Raw genomic sequence first — 15,108 nt, forward strand, 5'->3', positions numbered from 1 at the left:
ATGAGATATTGAATGCTCTAAATGCCTCTTATATATGCTCATTCGTCTCATTTCGGAGGGTGCGATGGATTGGTTGAGCCGGCTGTTCGAGATGATGCGGGTGCGCGGTCGTCTGGACCTGCGCTGCTCTTACGGCGCGCCGTGGCGGATCGAGCAGGGGCCGGGCGAGGCCAACGAAATCCCGTACCACGCGGTGCTCGCGGGTTCGGCGATGCTGGACGATCCGGCGGGAGGCCGGCCGCTGCTACTGGAGGCCGGCGACATTCTGCTGCTGCCGCGCAACCCCCGGCACGTCATGCAGGACGGCAGCGGAGCTGTGCCGCTGAAGGCCCGCAACCGCGCGTCGCTCAATTTCACGATCAGCGAAAATCTCGGCTCGGACGCGCGGCTCGATCTGTTGTGCGGACATTTTTCGATCGCCCCGCCGCACGACCGCCTGCTGCGCAATTATCTGCCGCCAGTCCTGATCGTGCGCACCGGCGCGCAGCAGGCAGGCGAACGGGACAGTGCCGGGCAGCTCGGGAGCCTCGTTGCCCTGATGCGTGGCGAGACGGCAGATGATCATCTCGGTGGCCGAGCGATGCTGAACGCGCTGTCGACGGCGATGTTCGCCCTCGTGCTCCGTCTTGCCAGCGAGAGCGGGGATGCGCCGCGCGGGCTGCTTGCGCTCGCAGGTCACCCGCGCCTCGCGCCAGTGGTCGCGGCCATGTTCAACGAGCCTGCGCGTGCCTGGACGCTGCCCGAGCTCGCGCAACTCGCCAACATGTCGCGTGCGACACTCGCCCGTCAATTTCAGGAGAAGGTCGGACGCTCGCCAAGCGAGCTGTTGACCGACATCCGAATGACGCTGGCAACGAATGAATTGAGAAAAGGGTCGATCTCGACCGGGGCGGTCGCGGAAGCGGTCGGCTATCAGTCGGAGGCGGCGTTCCAGCGGGCGTTCAAGGCCCACATCGGCATCACCCCCGCGCAATGGCGAAAGGCCGCGCAGGCTCCAGCGACGATTGACGGGCTGGAGCTGGCGAGCGCAGAGGCGATATCGGGGGACGAAAATGCATAGGCAGCGCCATATGCCGGTCCGACTCGAGGAGCCCGAACTCTGACCTGCGGGTCGCAGATTCCACCGGCTAGCTACCAGCGTCGGGGGTCACCTCGGCGAGGTCAAGATTACGGTCAGGGCCATGCGGAACCACCGATTGGCCGAGCTCGAGACGCATCAGTGTGCCGTCGAGATGGACGGTTACGATGTCTGGTTCGAAGGACACAAAATTGGAGATGCGACGGACCTCGGGATAGGCGTCGGGGTAGGACCAGGCCGCCTGGCGTGCATCTCCAATGGAATAATAGCTGCAGAGACCCTTGTACGGACAGAAGGTCTGAAGCTTCACCGGAGTGAGGGCAGACTCGTCGATATCGGTACGTGGAACGTACCAGCGGGGTGCAAAGCCGGATTCGTAAAGCACCAGCGGCCGCTTCGTATCGGCGATGACCCGACCCTGAAGGTTGACCACGAGGTGGCGGGAGGTCTGGCGGATGTCGATGCGATGATAGGGATCGGCGGCGTGACCCACGATGCGTTCGTCTTCCTCGTAGAAGGCATCCATGGCCCGCCAGGCGAAGGCGATCAGACCGCGCAAATCGCTCGCATGGGCGGGCAGGTCGGTGTGCTGCCAGGCTCCCCGCGCCGCAATGTGTTGCTCGTCGGCTCGAACGCTGTACCAGGACGTCGGCCCGAGATCGGGATGTTGAGTAATGTGCTCAGTAGGTTCCAGCACATCTGGGGAAACATCGGCCTGCGGGAAATAGGCCACAGGATAACGGCCCGGTTCGAACAACAGGCGCACCTTCTCGCTGTCGGCAATCCACCGGCCCCCGAAGTGCACGCGCATGCGGCGGCGCAACGGTTCGACGTATAATAGTCGCTTGGGCAGCGGCTCGGGGACGAGGAAGCGGCCGATTGCTCCCGTTGAAAGCGGGCCTTGTTGCCAGGACAGTCCCAACTGATCTCTCCCTTTAGCCGTCAGCGGATGCCGACCTGTTCCCGCTCATGCTTGGTTTCGCCGACGCGATCCGAGGCTATATTTCGTCTGCAGTCCGGCTTTGGTTACAGGTCATCCCACCATTTCAGTGCTGTGATGACACCGACCGCAATGGTTCAGTCAGCTGCAAATCCTTCGTCGATCGGGACGGTGAACTGGAAGACCGCCCCCCGCGGTTCGTTTGTGGTCACCCAAAGTCTGCCGCCGTGCGCAACGATGATCGAACGGCATATCGACAGTCCTACACCCAGGCCGCCCGGTTTGGTCGTGTAGAAGGGTTCGAACAGCCGCGCGTGCCCCTCCGCAGACAAGCCCGGGCCCGAATCCGCGATCGATACGAGTATGCTGTCGGCATCTGCTCTCGCGGTCTGGATCAATAGCTCGCGCTTGCCCTCCGTGGTCCCGCTCATCGCTTCGATGGCGTTCAGGATCAGGTTGAGCGTCACCTGCTGCAGTTCAACGCGATCGCCGAGGACCTTCGGCAGGCAATCGGCGAAGTCCGCCCGGATCGAGACATCGTTCCGCGCCGCTTCAGCGTGCGTGAGCTCGATGACGTGACCGATCACGTTGTTGAGTGCCAGGGAGTCCCGCTGAGGCGGTGACTTTTTGATGAGGTCGCGGATACGTCCGATGACCTCACTGGAGCGGATACCGTTCTCGATGGTGCGCGTCAGTGCCCTGCGCGCCTGCTCCAGCGCCGGCGGGCGGTGATTGAGCCAGCTCAATGCCGCTTGCGCGCTGGCGATAATCGCGGTGTTCGGCTGATTGACCTCGTGGGCGATCGACGCCGTCAGCTGGCCCATCACCGCGACGCGGTTGGCGTGGGCGAGTTCCATTTGGGCCTCGCGGTAACGCTGCTCACGCTCCTGAAGCTCCCGGTACAGACGCGCATTGTCGAGCGACGTCGCGGCCTCGGACGCGAGAAATTTGAGAAGAGCGACCTTTGCCGGCGTAAATACGGCCTTGGCAAGATTGTTCTCGAGATACAGCAGAGCGACCAGGCTGCCTTGCTTCGTGAGCGGAATGACCAGAATCGACCGTGCGCTCTTGAGCTGGATGTAGCGGTCCCCTCCGAAGGCTCCACTTTCCGCAGCATCGTCGAGAATAACGCGCTCATGCGTGCGGGCCGCGTACAGGACGAGCGACTCCGGGATTTCCATCTGGGAAATCGGTCGATCGCACAGTTCGACATTGATCAGAACTCCCTCGGTCGCCGCTTCCGCGCGGATTCGCAGCTCAGCGTCCCGCTGCAAAATCAGCAATCCTCGTTCTGCACCGGCGTGCTCGATGGTCGTGCGCATCAGAACGTCGATCAGCTTCTCGAGGACGATCTCTCCGGACACAGCCTCCGAGACTTTCAGAGCCGCAGCGAGGTCCAGATGTTCGATCGGTGCACCGATCGTATGGGCCGGGCTAAGCACGGGTGCGTTCTCAGCAAGGTGCGGATACATGTCGTCGATCTGCCGTACCTTGCCGTCGGCTCCCCACCGGGCATACGCGTCGCGTGCGTTACGACGGTATATATCGGCGATATCGGCGAACGCATCATAATCGCGAGCCGCATAGAAGTTCGCAGCCAGCTCGTAGGCAAGGCCCTCTTCCGCAACAAGTCCGTTTGCGCGGGCCGAGCGAACCGCGTGTTCGTAGAGGCGCATTGCATCGGAGTCGCAGCCCGCCAGCCGAGCGATTTCGGCGCCGACCAGCGCCGCGCAATGCTCGAAATTGTCAGGGCAGTTCTCCGCCCAGGCCCGGAGTTGCCGATAATGCGCGGTTACGGCGTCGATGCGTCGGTGCCCGCCGGAGATCGTTTCCGGCAGTGCAGCGATCGAAAGCGCACTATAAAAGTGATACGAAGCGGCCTCTGCTGGAGTCAGAGGGGTCCATCGCCGGCGCTGTAGCTTCGACAGGATGTCGACCGCTGATGCGTGCTCGCCAGCAAAGAAACGCGCCCGAAGCTTGAGGATCCAGTAAATGCACTCGGCGCGCCACAAATTCGGATTGGCGGCGAAATGCTCTTCGATCTGTTGCTCGTCGAACTGCTCGTCGTCGAAGGAGCCAAATCTCGGGGTCAACCCGCGGAGGGTCCGGAACAAACCGCGTTGCGCGGCGATGATATCCTCGATGAACCCGAACCCCATCTTCCGGACGAAGGCGAGGCCAGTCTCGGCCTCGCTCAGAACTTCGACAAGCGGATCGCCTGCCTGGAAGAGATTGCCATTCAGATTGCTGCAACTGTATGCCGCATAGGTCAGGTCGCCGCTCCTGTGAGCGCTCTCGAAAGCGCGGCGAAGGAGATCGCGCGCGGCCCTGAAGTGCCTGGTCCACGGCACAACGTGTGCGCCAAATATCAGATAGGTCGCGGCCTGGTAGCGGGCCATTCCGCGCTGCTCGACCAATTCATAGCCGAGTTCCCCGAAGCGAAAGCCGGATTTGTAGTCGCCGAATTGCAGCCCGGCCACCATTCCGAGCTGCACATAAGCAACGCACGACCCGTCGCTATGACCCCATTCGAGGCCGAGATTGACGGCGCGGCAGATCGTGAGGGACAGCAGGTTCATATCCGTGAAGAGAGCAGGCGGCAGGAGTTTGGTCAGAACATCCATGGTCGCAAGAGAGGCTGGGTCGCTCATCAAGGGCAGCTTGACGAGGTCTTCGATGCTGCGCTCCCCAATTCCCGACCAGATAAGATCATACTCGCGGCGCGCCTCCGCTTCCGTCGGGTTGGGAGACCAGTGCACGCCTAGCTGCCGCAGGTACCCCAGGCCAACATCGACGGCCCGGCTGGACTGGCCGAGCGTCGTATAGACATCCATGCGCAGGCACGCGACGGCAGCCTGTTCGAGCGAATTGGCCGCGCGCGCCGCCAGTGCAGCCAGACGATCGTTCGCGACGGCTGGTTCGCCGGTCAGGAACTCGCATGTGGCCCGGTTCATTTGCAGCGTGAAGGCAAGGTCGTGCCGCCGCGCCCAGCAATCGGCGCTCAAGAGCCCGGTTCCGATGGAAAGATAGGAAAGTGCCGAGCTATAGGCCGAGGATGCCTTGGCGCGCTGGCCGGCAATCAAGTTGAGCTCGGCGATTTGCTCGCGCTCGCCTGGCGAGCCGACGAGGGGAAGACCACGGTTGAGTTGATTGACGATATCGAAGATCGCCGTCTCGCGCTGCTCGGGTGGCGTGCGTGCCACCAGGAGCCGGCCGATTCGCAAGTGCGACGCAGGCCTCTCGGACTCGGGAATAAGTGCGTAGGCGGCTTCTTGCACCCGGTCGTGCACGAACCTGCAGTGCCGGTCCTGAAGCTCGACCAGCTCGAGCCGCACCGCGCCGATGAGATTCAGCTGGACCTGCTGTTCCGATATGCCCAGCATCAATGACAGAGTCGGGATCTCGGCGCTGTTGCCGAGGCATGCAAGCGTCTGCAAGGCCATCCGCGTTTCGTCGGCCAGGCGGCCTAGCTTGCGGATCATCAAGTCGACGACGTTTTCGGTATAGCCTTTGGCATTGATGCGCTCCAGGTCCCACCGCCATTGGCTCATTTCGTGATCGAAGGCCAACAACTCTTCTTCCGAGAGTGCATGCAGGAACTGAATCAGGAAGAATGGATTACCGCCCGTCTTCTCATGGACCAGCTGCGCCAATGGCGCGGCGCGCGCTGCCTCGGAGCGAAGCGCATCCACGATGAAACGCTCGGCGTCGGTGCCATTGAGGGAGGTCAGGCTGAGTGTCCGGACGAGCGCGCCCGAATCGTGAATTGTGGCGAGCTTGTGCCTCAGCGGATGGTCGGCACCGATCTCATTGCTGCGATAGGCGCCGATCAGCAAGAGATGTCGCAGGTCCGATCGGGTCAGCAGCTCCTCAAGCAGATCGAGTGTCGCAGCGTCCAGCCACTGTAAATCGTCGAGGAAGAGCACAAGTGGCCGGTCCGGTCGGGCGAAGACGCCGATGAAGCGCTGCAAAACGAGATGGAATCGTCGCCGAGCGTCTTGCGGCGAAGCCTCCGGGACCGGCGGTTGATCGCCGATGACCAGTTTCAATTCAGGAACCAGATCGACCATCAGCTGGCCGTTGGGTGTCAATGCTTCGCAGATGGTGTCGCGCCACGCTGCGAGTTCGGTGTCGTCCTTCGCAAGGAGGCGACGGACGATGTTTTGAAAGGCCTGCGCGAGCGTCGCATAGGGGATGTCGCGCTTGTACTGATCGAACTTGCCCGAGGCGAAGAGACCGCCGAGCGGCACCAGGGCTCTGTGCAATTCGTGGACGACGGCGGACTTGCCGATACCGGCATAGCCCGAGATTAAGACGAGCTCGGGCGTTCCACTGCGGGCGACGCGGTCGAACGAGGCGAGCAAGGCCTCGATCTCGTGTTCCCTACCGTATAGACGTTCGGGAATCAGGAGGCGGTCCGGTCGGTCCGCTTCGCCCGGCGTGAAGCCGTCGATCCGCCCTCGCGCCTGCCATTCGGCAAGGCAGTGCGCGAGGTCGCTCTTGAGGCCGGCTGCGGTCTGGTAGCGGTCCTCGGTCGTCTTGGCGAGGAGCTTCATGATGATCGCCGACACGGCATCGGGCACATCATCGAGCCGTTCGGCGGGCGGAATGGCTCGTCTCGCGATGTGGCTGTACACCCATTCCATCGGATTGGCCGCGGTGAACGGCAGTGCGCCCGTGAGCATCCGGTAGAACGTCACGCCGAGCGCGTACAGATCGCTGCGGGAATCGACGGACCGGTTCATGCGGCCGGTTTGCTCGGGGGCCATGTAGGCCAGCGTGCCTGCGATGGTCTCCGGTGGTTCGACTTGCTGTCGCTCGCGCGGCAGGCGAGATGCGAGGCCGAATCCGGTGATCCTGATCTCGTCGGCTCCGGTCACCAGAAGATTTGCCGGTTTCAAGTCCTTGTGAATCAGACCCCGCCGATGAAGCTGGTCGACGGCGGTGGTGATGGCGAGAGCCAATCGCAAAAAGCGATCCAGCTTCATCGGCGTGCCGAGCTGCCGCTCGAGCGGCTCGCTGCAGGGATCTTCCAATATCAGAGCGGCTCGACCGCTATCGCGGATCAGCTCCAGTGGCGGTACGGCCCAGGACCGGTCGAGTTCGTCGCGCAAGGCGTATTCATGGGCGAGCCGGTCGAGGAGTGCCGCCGGCGGATGTTCCGCTGCAGCCCTTACAACGAGGACACTGTCGACGGTTCCATCGGGGCCCCGGCGCAATTCGCGGCAAAAAATGCGCTCGCCGTCGTCCCATAGAAGTTCGAGATCGGCATCTCGCGTGGGGATCGGCGAGGACAAATTCATCTGCCGGACTCCGGAGGCGGCCGGCCGCCTCGTGGAGAAGACCCGCCAAGCGTCCAATCGCCCCCTCATCACCCTACTCTCCGGAAAAGTCCCCGACAACGGCAACCACCAGAGCTAACCTGCCAGCTTCACGCTGGTCGCTTTTCTGGTCTCCAATATTCGAGGATGCTGCCGCAAGCGTTACAGGCAGATTTGAATTTGATCGGGAACTCTGAGTGACGAACAACCTGACTGAAGTTCAGGGCCGTCAGCTCGAACGCGGTGGAGTTGGAAATACGTCGAAAGGTGGTTCGGCGTGGACAGCGTCAATGTCTATAAACCCGCGCCGCAAACCTATGCTCACGTCGAGAATGAGCTAGGAGCCCGTCCGTCGCAGCTCTGCATGATCGCCTGCCACGCGCTACTGCATCGCTTCCTGCCGGACAATCCCGTTCTGAGCCGGGGACACTTCGGCCGCTGCCCGGACGATGTCCTGCTTGAGCAGATAGACCGAAGCCGCAAGCAGCACGACGTCCTTCATGAGGAAGAGGAACGGCAACGTGGCCGCGGGAAAGCCGCCTGCCGGCGCAGCCCAGGCATCGGGGAAAAACGGAATGATCGTGACGGTAGCGACATAGGTCGCGCATGAACCCAGTGATCCCAGGATGGCCAGTTTTCGGTTCCAGAAACCGAGCAGAAGAAGCAATCCAAACAGCAATTCCGCAGAGCCCAGGAAGTAGGCCGCGCCGCGCACGCCAAACACCGGATACAGCCAGAAGATCAGAGGCCCGTGGCTGATGAACGGAATCAACGCATGCGCCTCGTAGTCGAACCATTTCTGGCAACTGAAGACGAAGAAGATCACGATCATCGCCACACGTGTGGCATGGTAGTCAAGATCGCCCCTGACAAGATCTAGCTCGGACAGTTTCTTTATGAGATGGTCCATCTGATGTCGTCTCACATGAGATCGCGGATTGGAGTCAGGGGTGGCGTCGTTGTTGATCGTCACCTGAACGGTAGCCGAACTTCGAAGGGCGCGCTGTGCGCGGGTTATCGCGCGTTTCTCAAAATTGCGCTGTTGGCCGCGAGCAACCGGCATCCGCGTGACCTGACCTCGCTTGCGTTCTGTCGTCTGCGAACGACGTCGTGAGACGAAGGGAAGTTTTGCTGCTGCGTGTCCGTGTCGCCCCGGGCTGCTCGTGTTGCCGCCGCGAACCCATACCAAAGTATGGGTTCGTGCATCACAATCGTGAGATTGTAGGGGGCACTTGCCGAACGCATGCTCCGGGCTCATCTGCGCAACCAATCCTGGCGCAGCTACTGGACTTTCCTCATTGGGGGAGACCAAACATGCGCCTCTCGCGAAAAAGCATGGAGCGTTACGGTCGCTTCGTCGGACGGCGTGCGTCCTGCGCGCCGGTCGACCTCGTTGCAATCGCGTTTCGATGATGGTTGCGCCTTGCGAGGGTAAGTCAGGTGAAGGTCCCTTTCGTAGGAGTCGTCGATGACGACGAGGCCCTGTGCCTGTCTTTGGTGGATCTGATGCGATCGATCGGCTACCGCTCCGAGCCGTTTGACAGGGCCGAAGCGCTGCTGAGCTACGTTGATCGGTTCAGCTTCGACTGCATCATCGCCGACGTTCACATGCCCGGAATGGGTGGGCTCAACCTCGTTCGCAAGCTCCAAGAGCAGAAGGTCGGAGCGCCGGTGATTCTCATTACCGCGCTTCCTCACAAGCAGCTGGATGCGGACGCGGCATCGATCGGCGCATTCTGCCTTCTCAGGAAGCCGTTCGAAACAAGCGCGCTGCTTGAGTGTCTCGACAGGAGCCTTCGGCGATGAAAGCGCTCTCGGGAGACGAGACCACGTCCTCCACGGCAACGCAATCCTTTGGCGGAGACGAACTGCAGCGTCCACCCTCACGGGAGGATGGGGCTCCGTCGCGACCCGATCGCGGGAAAACGGCCCGCTGGGAGAGATGGAACGATTGCTCGGAGCGATGGGGCCGGCTCATGCTTGCTGCGCGAGGAGGGGATGAAGCCGCATATGAGCAGTTGCTTCGGGAACTGGATCTCTGGCTTCGTGCCTACTATGCGCGCCGGCTTCCATATCCGGCCGCCGACGATGCGCGGCAAGAGGTGCTTCTGGCCATTCATGCCAAACGCCACACCTTCGCGCCGTCGAAGCCCTTTGGCGCCTGGGTTACGGCTATTGCCCGCTACAAATGGGTCGATCGCGTTCGCGATGCATCGCGCTACAGTGCACTCTCGCTCGACGACGAAATCGCAGTCGAGGATCACGAAGGTGCCGCCATCAGCGCTGCTGCGCTGGACCAGTTGCTCGGTCGGCTCAAGCCTGCACAAGAGAGCGTGATCCGTCTCGTGAAGCTCAATGGTCTTAGCATCGCGCGAGCGTCCGGCGCGACTGGCCAGTCAGCGGCCTTGGTCAAGATCAATATCCACCGCGGGCTGAAGAAATTGGCGATGTTGGTTTCCTGACGTGATTGCGACCGCGGCCCCGAGGCCGTGCAAGACGTCGTTCCGGAGCGAAGACCCGCGCAAGCGGCACCTTGGGTCGCACCGAAGGCGCAGCCGGAAACATTCCGACAATATCGCCTCAATCGGCGCAATCCACGAACAGCGAGGTGCGCGTAGATCCTGCATACTCAGCGTGTCTTCTCGGCAATCAACTGCGTTGAGGCGCGCCCATGCCACTCCGTTCATCCCTCATCTTGAGCTTCGCCGCCATTCCCCTCACTGCCCTGGCGGATCCTCTCCCCACGCCGTCACCGAAGGCGCCGAGCGCCGCTGAAAGCGTGCAAGTGCAGCCGCGTGGCGATGCATTCATGCCGAATTCGCTTGCCGAGGATGCGTTACAGAAGCGCATTACGGACTTCAACCGTAAGCAGGAAGGCCTGGATGCGGATCTCGACAGGAAGCTGAGAATCTGCCGCGGATGCTGATCGAGTCCGGGTTCAGCAAGCAGCAATGGGTCTGCGCATGAAGCACACTGTCGTCGAACCGTTTCGCGGCGGAAGCGGGCGCGCAGGTCGATCTCGACTTCGCGTCCGATGGTCTTGTCTGCCGACTTCTACTCGATCTCGGCCAGACGCCGACCACGCAGGGGGCTGTTAGTCAAAATCGGAAGGATCTACACAATGAGTACATCGACGGGCGTACCGCGGAAATCGTTCGCAAGCACACTGCCGATATCGGAGTTGCTTGCGGGAGATCTGGATTATCACATTGTCCGGTCGTCGATGGTGATCCTGTTCTTCTTCTTCGGGTATCAGAAATGGTGGGCGTACGAGGCGGATCGTCTGGAGCCCTTCATCAGCAACGGTCCCCTGATCTGGTGGCTCTACCCCGCCTTCGGCCATCAAGGTGCCAGTTGGTTTCTCGGTGTCTCCGAATGGACCTTTGGTGCTTTGATATTCGCGGGTTTCTGGAGCAAGCGCCTCGGTATTCTGGGCGCCCTTGGATCTACCGGGACCTTTATCGCGACAGTCACGATCATTCCGTTCATGCCGGATGGTTGGGACGCGTCAGCCGGAGGCTTTCCGGCGATGACGGGCAACGTTCCGTTCCTGATGAAGGATGTCGTACTGCTTGCGGTCTCGTTGTATCTTCTGAAGCAGGACGCGGCGCGTGTCCTGAAGCGACTTGAGGCTTGAGATACACGGCCGGACAGACGCAGATCATGGCCAGCGCGAACATGGGATGCTACAACGAGACGGCCGCCGCGGCGACGAAGCCGAGCAGGGTGGCCAAGAATCCATGCGCATGCGTATCTTCATGCGCGCCTGGCCGGGGATCTCCTCAATCGCCGGCCGTTCGACGACCTCCCGGCACGGCAACAGATAGGTCGCGTTCACCAGGGCGAAATATGACGGCGTAGACGGTGCCGATGCAGACCTGCGTCGCAGCGGTCTCGACGTTCCGATTGGGGCCGAACAGCCGACGATCCGCAGGGCGCAAAGCCGCCCTTCTGCACTTTCGTGGATATTCGGAGCAACGGTCGGATTGGTTACACCTGCTTCGAAAAAAATGTGGTGCGATGATGTGCGGGGAAGTGTCTGTTGCGGGTTCGTGAACCGTGGCTCCCCGCAGCCAAACTTGGCAACGTTCGCAAGTCCCGTTACATGTTGCGGCGTACTGACGCGCTCTCGTCCCAATCCCTCGACGTATAAGCCGCGGGGTGAGCGTCGAGACGTCTGGATATGATGGTCACGACGAGACTTCTCGGTATGAGGCTTGATAACGGGACGCACGAACTGGATCTGGTCGCCAAGGCCTTTCAGGCCATTTCGAGAGAAATCAGCTATCAGGGATTGGCCAAGGCTCTCCTCACGGAGGCGCTGAGTTATTCCGGCGCTAGTCGGGGGGCGATCTTGCTTAGCGGGCAAAGAGAGTTGCTTGCCAAGGCCGATGCGAGCTTCCCGCGCGAGAGGGCGAACTTTCTTGCCTCCTTCCCGCAGAATGCCGAATTTCGCTTGCCGAGCGACCTTGCCGAGGAGGTGCTCGATCGAAAGCAAACGGTCGTGAGGCAAGCCGACGCAGAAAGCTCGGCACTGATCGACCCCGCGAACCCGCCGTTCGGAAAGATAGCCCAGCTGTGCCTGCCGTTGATTCACCAGAACTGGGCGATTGGTGTTCTCTATCTCGAAGCGGATGGAGACGCGGATGTCTTCACGCCGCGGTGCGTCTGGGTGATATCCATGCTTGCCAATCAGGCCGCCGTCTCATTTGAATCCGTCCGCCTGTTCGAGGCGCTGCGCGAGACCAATATGTGGATGGTCAGAGGTCAGCAGATCGGGGGGATGGGCAGCTATCGTTGGAATACGCGGACCATGCTCTCGCGTGGATCGCGAGAATGTTACCGCATTTTTGACATCGACCTGGACGTAAACCCCGTGCCCTTCGAGGTGTTCAGGAGCCGGGTCCACCCCGAGGATTATCCCGCGCTGGAGCAGGCGCTCGCCGAGGCGATCAGCACGAAGTCGCCATTCACCCATGAGTACCGCGTGGTCCATCGGGACGGCAAGAAGTTACATGTCGTGGCCGTCGGACAATTCGATGAGGGGCCCACGGGAGACCTCGAGTTGGAAGGCATCATCACGGATGTCTCGCAACGGAAGGCGGCGGAGCAGGCTCTCGCCGACGCGCGAAATGAGCTGTCGCGGGCGACGGGTCTGACGTCCCTTGGCGAACTTGCCGGCTCGATCATTCACGAGATCGATCAACCGCTGACGGGGATGATCATGAGCGCTGAAGCTTGCCTCCGGTGGCTCACCAGGAATCCCGTTCAAGCCGCGGAAGCCCGGAAGTCGGTCGCGCGCATCATCAAGCAGGCACGTCGCGCCGCGGAGGTTGTGACCGGGGTCAGGTCTCTGGTACGGGGCACGCAGGTTCATTTTGCCGAGTTCGACATCAACGAGGCGGTTGCGGAGGTTCTGCTTCTGTCGAAAAGGGAAATCGAGCGAGCCGGTGTGATCGTCCGTACCGACTTCGATCGATCATCGCCTCGTGTCGAAGCGGACCGTGTTCAGGTCCAGCAGGTCGCTCTCAACCTTGTGCGCAACGCGATTGAGGCCATGGCCGGGGTCGAGGAGGGGAACCGCATTTTGGCCCTCTCTTCCGAGGTCGCCGATGGTATGATTTCCGTGGCAATTGCGGATACGGGGGGTGGCATTAGCCCGGCTGATAGAGAGCGGGTCTTCGAGACGCTGTATACGACAAAGGGGGCGGGGCTCGGACTGGGACTGTCGATCTGCCGCAAGATAGTGAAACTCCACGGAGGACAGCTATGGGTGGAAGAAAACGGGAGGTGCGGAGCGAGGTTCACCTTCGCTCTCCCGCTTCGCCAGGCGGTTCAGATTTCGGAAAGCCGGTAGACATGCCTCCTTCCGGCGTCGTTCATATTGTCGACGACGATCGCGCGGTCCGCGAGTCCCTGGGCGACCTGCTTGAGTCCTTGCACTACAAAGTCGCGTTGTACGGATCCGCTTCGGATTTCTTGAAGGTTGAACTGTCGGATGCCCCTGCGTGTCTGGTGCTCGACGTCAGATTGCCTGGTACGAGTGGCTTGGAGCTGCAGGAGTACCTGACAAAAATCAATGTCGGAATCCCGGTGATCCTGATGACCGCTTTCGGCGACATTCCCATGTCCGTAAGAGGCATGAAGCTGGGGGCGGTCGATTTTCTCACGAAGCCGATACGAGATCAGGATCTTCTCGATGCGATCACTGCCGCGATACGAAAGGACATCGATCGGCGCGACGACAGCGCACACCTCGCGCGGTTGCAGGAGAAGTTTTCGCTCCTGACCGCGCGCGAGCGGCAAGTGATGACGCTGGTGGCATCCGGTCTGATGAACAAGCAGGTCGCCAGCGAGCTCTCGATCAGCGAAGCGACAGTCAAGATGCATCGCGGCAGCGTGATGCGGAAGCTGGGGGCAAAAACCGCAGCAATGCTCGTTCGAATGGCTGAAGCGCTCCAACTCCAGTGCTGATGCTTTGCCTCCGGCAAAAGGCATATGGTGCTGACTCATCTCGGCGCCGTCCCTGCGCGCCACCCATACCTAAGTATGGGCTGAAACAGCACAAGCGTGAGATTGTCCGCCAGCGCGATGAAAAGCATGTTGTCCGTGTGCAGTGCCGCCAGCCGTGTTGGTAGCGTGCGTTGACCGGAGAGGTAACGCCACTTGCAGCTTGCGGCTTCAACGCCTGTATCCATGCGATCAGGGCATCTCTTCCGTGCAGAAATTCGTTGGCGATTGGGCGCGGCCATCCGGAGCGCAGAACAGGGCGACGACGATGGGGATGTACGTACCAAATTCGAGTGAGAGCTTGGCGCGGATGCCGGTCTGCGCTTCGCCAATCCAGCCGGTGCACGAGACGCTGTCTTCCAGGCCGTCCGAGGCGGCGCTTTATCCGACGGTCAGCATAACGCCTTCCGAGCTGGTGAAGCGCCTTGGGACAGGCTGGCATTGGTGGTTTTCGGAGAGCGTTCACCTTCCGGTCGGCAGCAGGATTGAATTTCGGTTTCAGGGATCGAGACATCTCCTTGCGTTGTATAACGAGGGAGCACGTAAAAGGGGCGAGACCTCCATCGATGGCCTCTGCTCGTTGAAGCTGCCGGGTTCTATGCATAGGCTGACATTTGTCCCGGCGGGACGCGCTTATCAGGAATGGCACGAGACTGCCTCGTCTGCGCACGTGACCTTCCTCTACTTCGATCCCGCGGCGCTTCATAAGCCCGACGACGGCGCGACCGGGCTTGCGCCGAGAATATACTTCGACGATCCGCTGGTCTGGGAGACGGCCTCGAAGCTGAAAAAGGCGATTGAGAGCGCGGAGACGAATTGCGTGCCCTACCTCGAGGCGCTCTGCCGCGTGCTCGCCCACGAGCTTTCCAGGTCTGACCACGATCTCGTCCGCGAGCCGGCTCCAGTCATTCGTGGAGGTCTCGCGGGCTGGCAGAAGCGTGTCGTGGTCGAGTACGTCGAGGAGCATCTGGGAGAACAGGTCTGCCTCCTGAAGCTCGCCGAGCTTGCCAGGCTCAGCGTTCATCACTTCTGCCGTGCATTCAAGAAGTCGTTCGGGATCCCGGCCTACCAGTACCAGGTGCAGCGGCGCATGGAGTTCGCCAAGCTGCGACTGGCGGATCGCGCGGTATCGATTACGGACATCGCACTCAGCCTGGGCTATGCGCAAACGAGCTCCTTCAGCTCAGCCTTTCGCAAAGCAACAGGCTGGACGCCTACGGACTATCGCAGGAAGTTCGAATGAACTGATCCCGAGGGAC

At 61.2% G+C, this 15,108-nt stretch carries 11 protein-coding genes; 8 read left to right on the top strand and 3 right to left on the bottom strand.

Annotated elements, in window-relative coordinates:
• Window positions 1-49 precede the first annotated feature (49 nt).
• Entirely contained in the window at window positions 50-1,060 is a 1,011-nt protein-coding gene (locus QA642_RS12915; RefSeq protein WP_283086871.1) for an AraC family transcriptional regulator, read from the top strand.
• Window positions 1,061-1,127: 67 nt separating this feature from the next.
• On the opposite strand, the gene QA642_RS12920 is transcribed toward QA642_RS12915, so the two are convergent.
• From QA642_RS12920 to QA642_RS12930, 3 genes are all read right to left on the bottom strand, one after another.
• Entirely contained in the window at window positions 1,128-2,000 is an 873-nt protein-coding gene (locus QA642_RS12920; RefSeq protein WP_283085003.1) for a DUF427 domain-containing protein, read from the bottom strand.
• Between the two features lie 155 nt (window positions 2,001-2,155).
• Entirely contained in the window at window positions 2,156-7,321 is a 5,166-nt protein-coding gene (locus QA642_RS12925; protein WP_283085004.1) for an AAA family ATPase, read from the bottom strand.
• A gap of 400 nt (window positions 7,322-7,721) precedes the next feature.
• Window positions 7,722-8,249 (bottom strand): DUF417 family protein, encoded by a 528-nt coding sequence (locus QA642_RS12930; protein WP_283085005.1) that lies wholly within the window; start codon window positions 8,247-8,249, stop codon window positions 7,722-7,724.
• A 530-nt stretch (window positions 8,250-8,779) separates the two neighbouring features.
• Here QA642_RS12930 and QA642_RS12935 point away from each other — a divergent pair.
• From QA642_RS12935 to QA642_RS12965, 7 genes are all read left to right on the top strand, one after another.
• The gene (locus tag QA642_RS12935) at window positions 8,780-9,145 is read left to right on the top strand and encodes a response regulator (protein ID WP_283085006.1); all 366 of its coding nucleotides are present in this window, start codon (window positions 8,780-8,782) and stop codon (window positions 9,143-9,145) included.
• 170 nt (window positions 9,146-9,315) lie between these two features.
• Window positions 9,316-9,801, top strand: a complete 486-nt coding sequence (locus QA642_RS12940) for a sigma-70 family RNA polymerase sigma factor (RefSeq protein ID WP_283085007.1) — start codon at window positions 9,316-9,318, stop codon at window positions 9,799-9,801.
• Between the two features lie 209 nt (window positions 9,802-10,010).
• Window positions 10,011-10,265, top strand: coding sequence for a hypothetical protein (locus tag QA642_RS12945; protein WP_283085008.1), 255 nt, complete (start codon window positions 10,011-10,013; stop codon window positions 10,263-10,265).
• A gap of 195 nt (window positions 10,266-10,460) precedes the next feature.
• A complete protein-coding gene (locus tag QA642_RS12950) occupies window positions 10,461-10,976 on the top strand; it encodes a DUF417 family protein (protein WP_283085009.1) in 516 nt (171 codons plus the stop codon).
• Window positions 10,977-11,522: 546 nt separating this feature from the next.
• Complete coding sequence (locus QA642_RS12955) at window positions 11,523-13,196, top strand: ATP-binding protein (RefSeq protein ID WP_283085010.1); 1,674 nt, start codon at window positions 11,523-11,525, stop codon at window positions 13,194-13,196.
• 2 nt (window positions 13,197-13,198) lie between these two features.
• A complete protein-coding gene (locus QA642_RS12960; RefSeq protein WP_283085011.1) occupies window positions 13,199-13,813 on the top strand; it encodes a response regulator in 615 nt (204 codons plus the stop codon).
• Window positions 13,814-14,159: 346 nt separating this feature from the next.
• Window positions 14,160-15,092, top strand: a complete 933-nt coding sequence (locus QA642_RS12965) for an AraC family transcriptional regulator (protein WP_283086872.1) — start codon at window positions 14,160-14,162, stop codon at window positions 15,090-15,092.
• The last annotated feature ends 16 nt before the right edge of the window (window positions 15,093-15,108 follow it).

The organism is Bradyrhizobium sp. CB2312, assembly GCF_029714425.1.
In the GTDB taxonomy this organism is placed as follows: Bacteria; Pseudomonadota; Alphaproteobacteria; order Rhizobiales; family Xanthobacteraceae; genus Bradyrhizobium.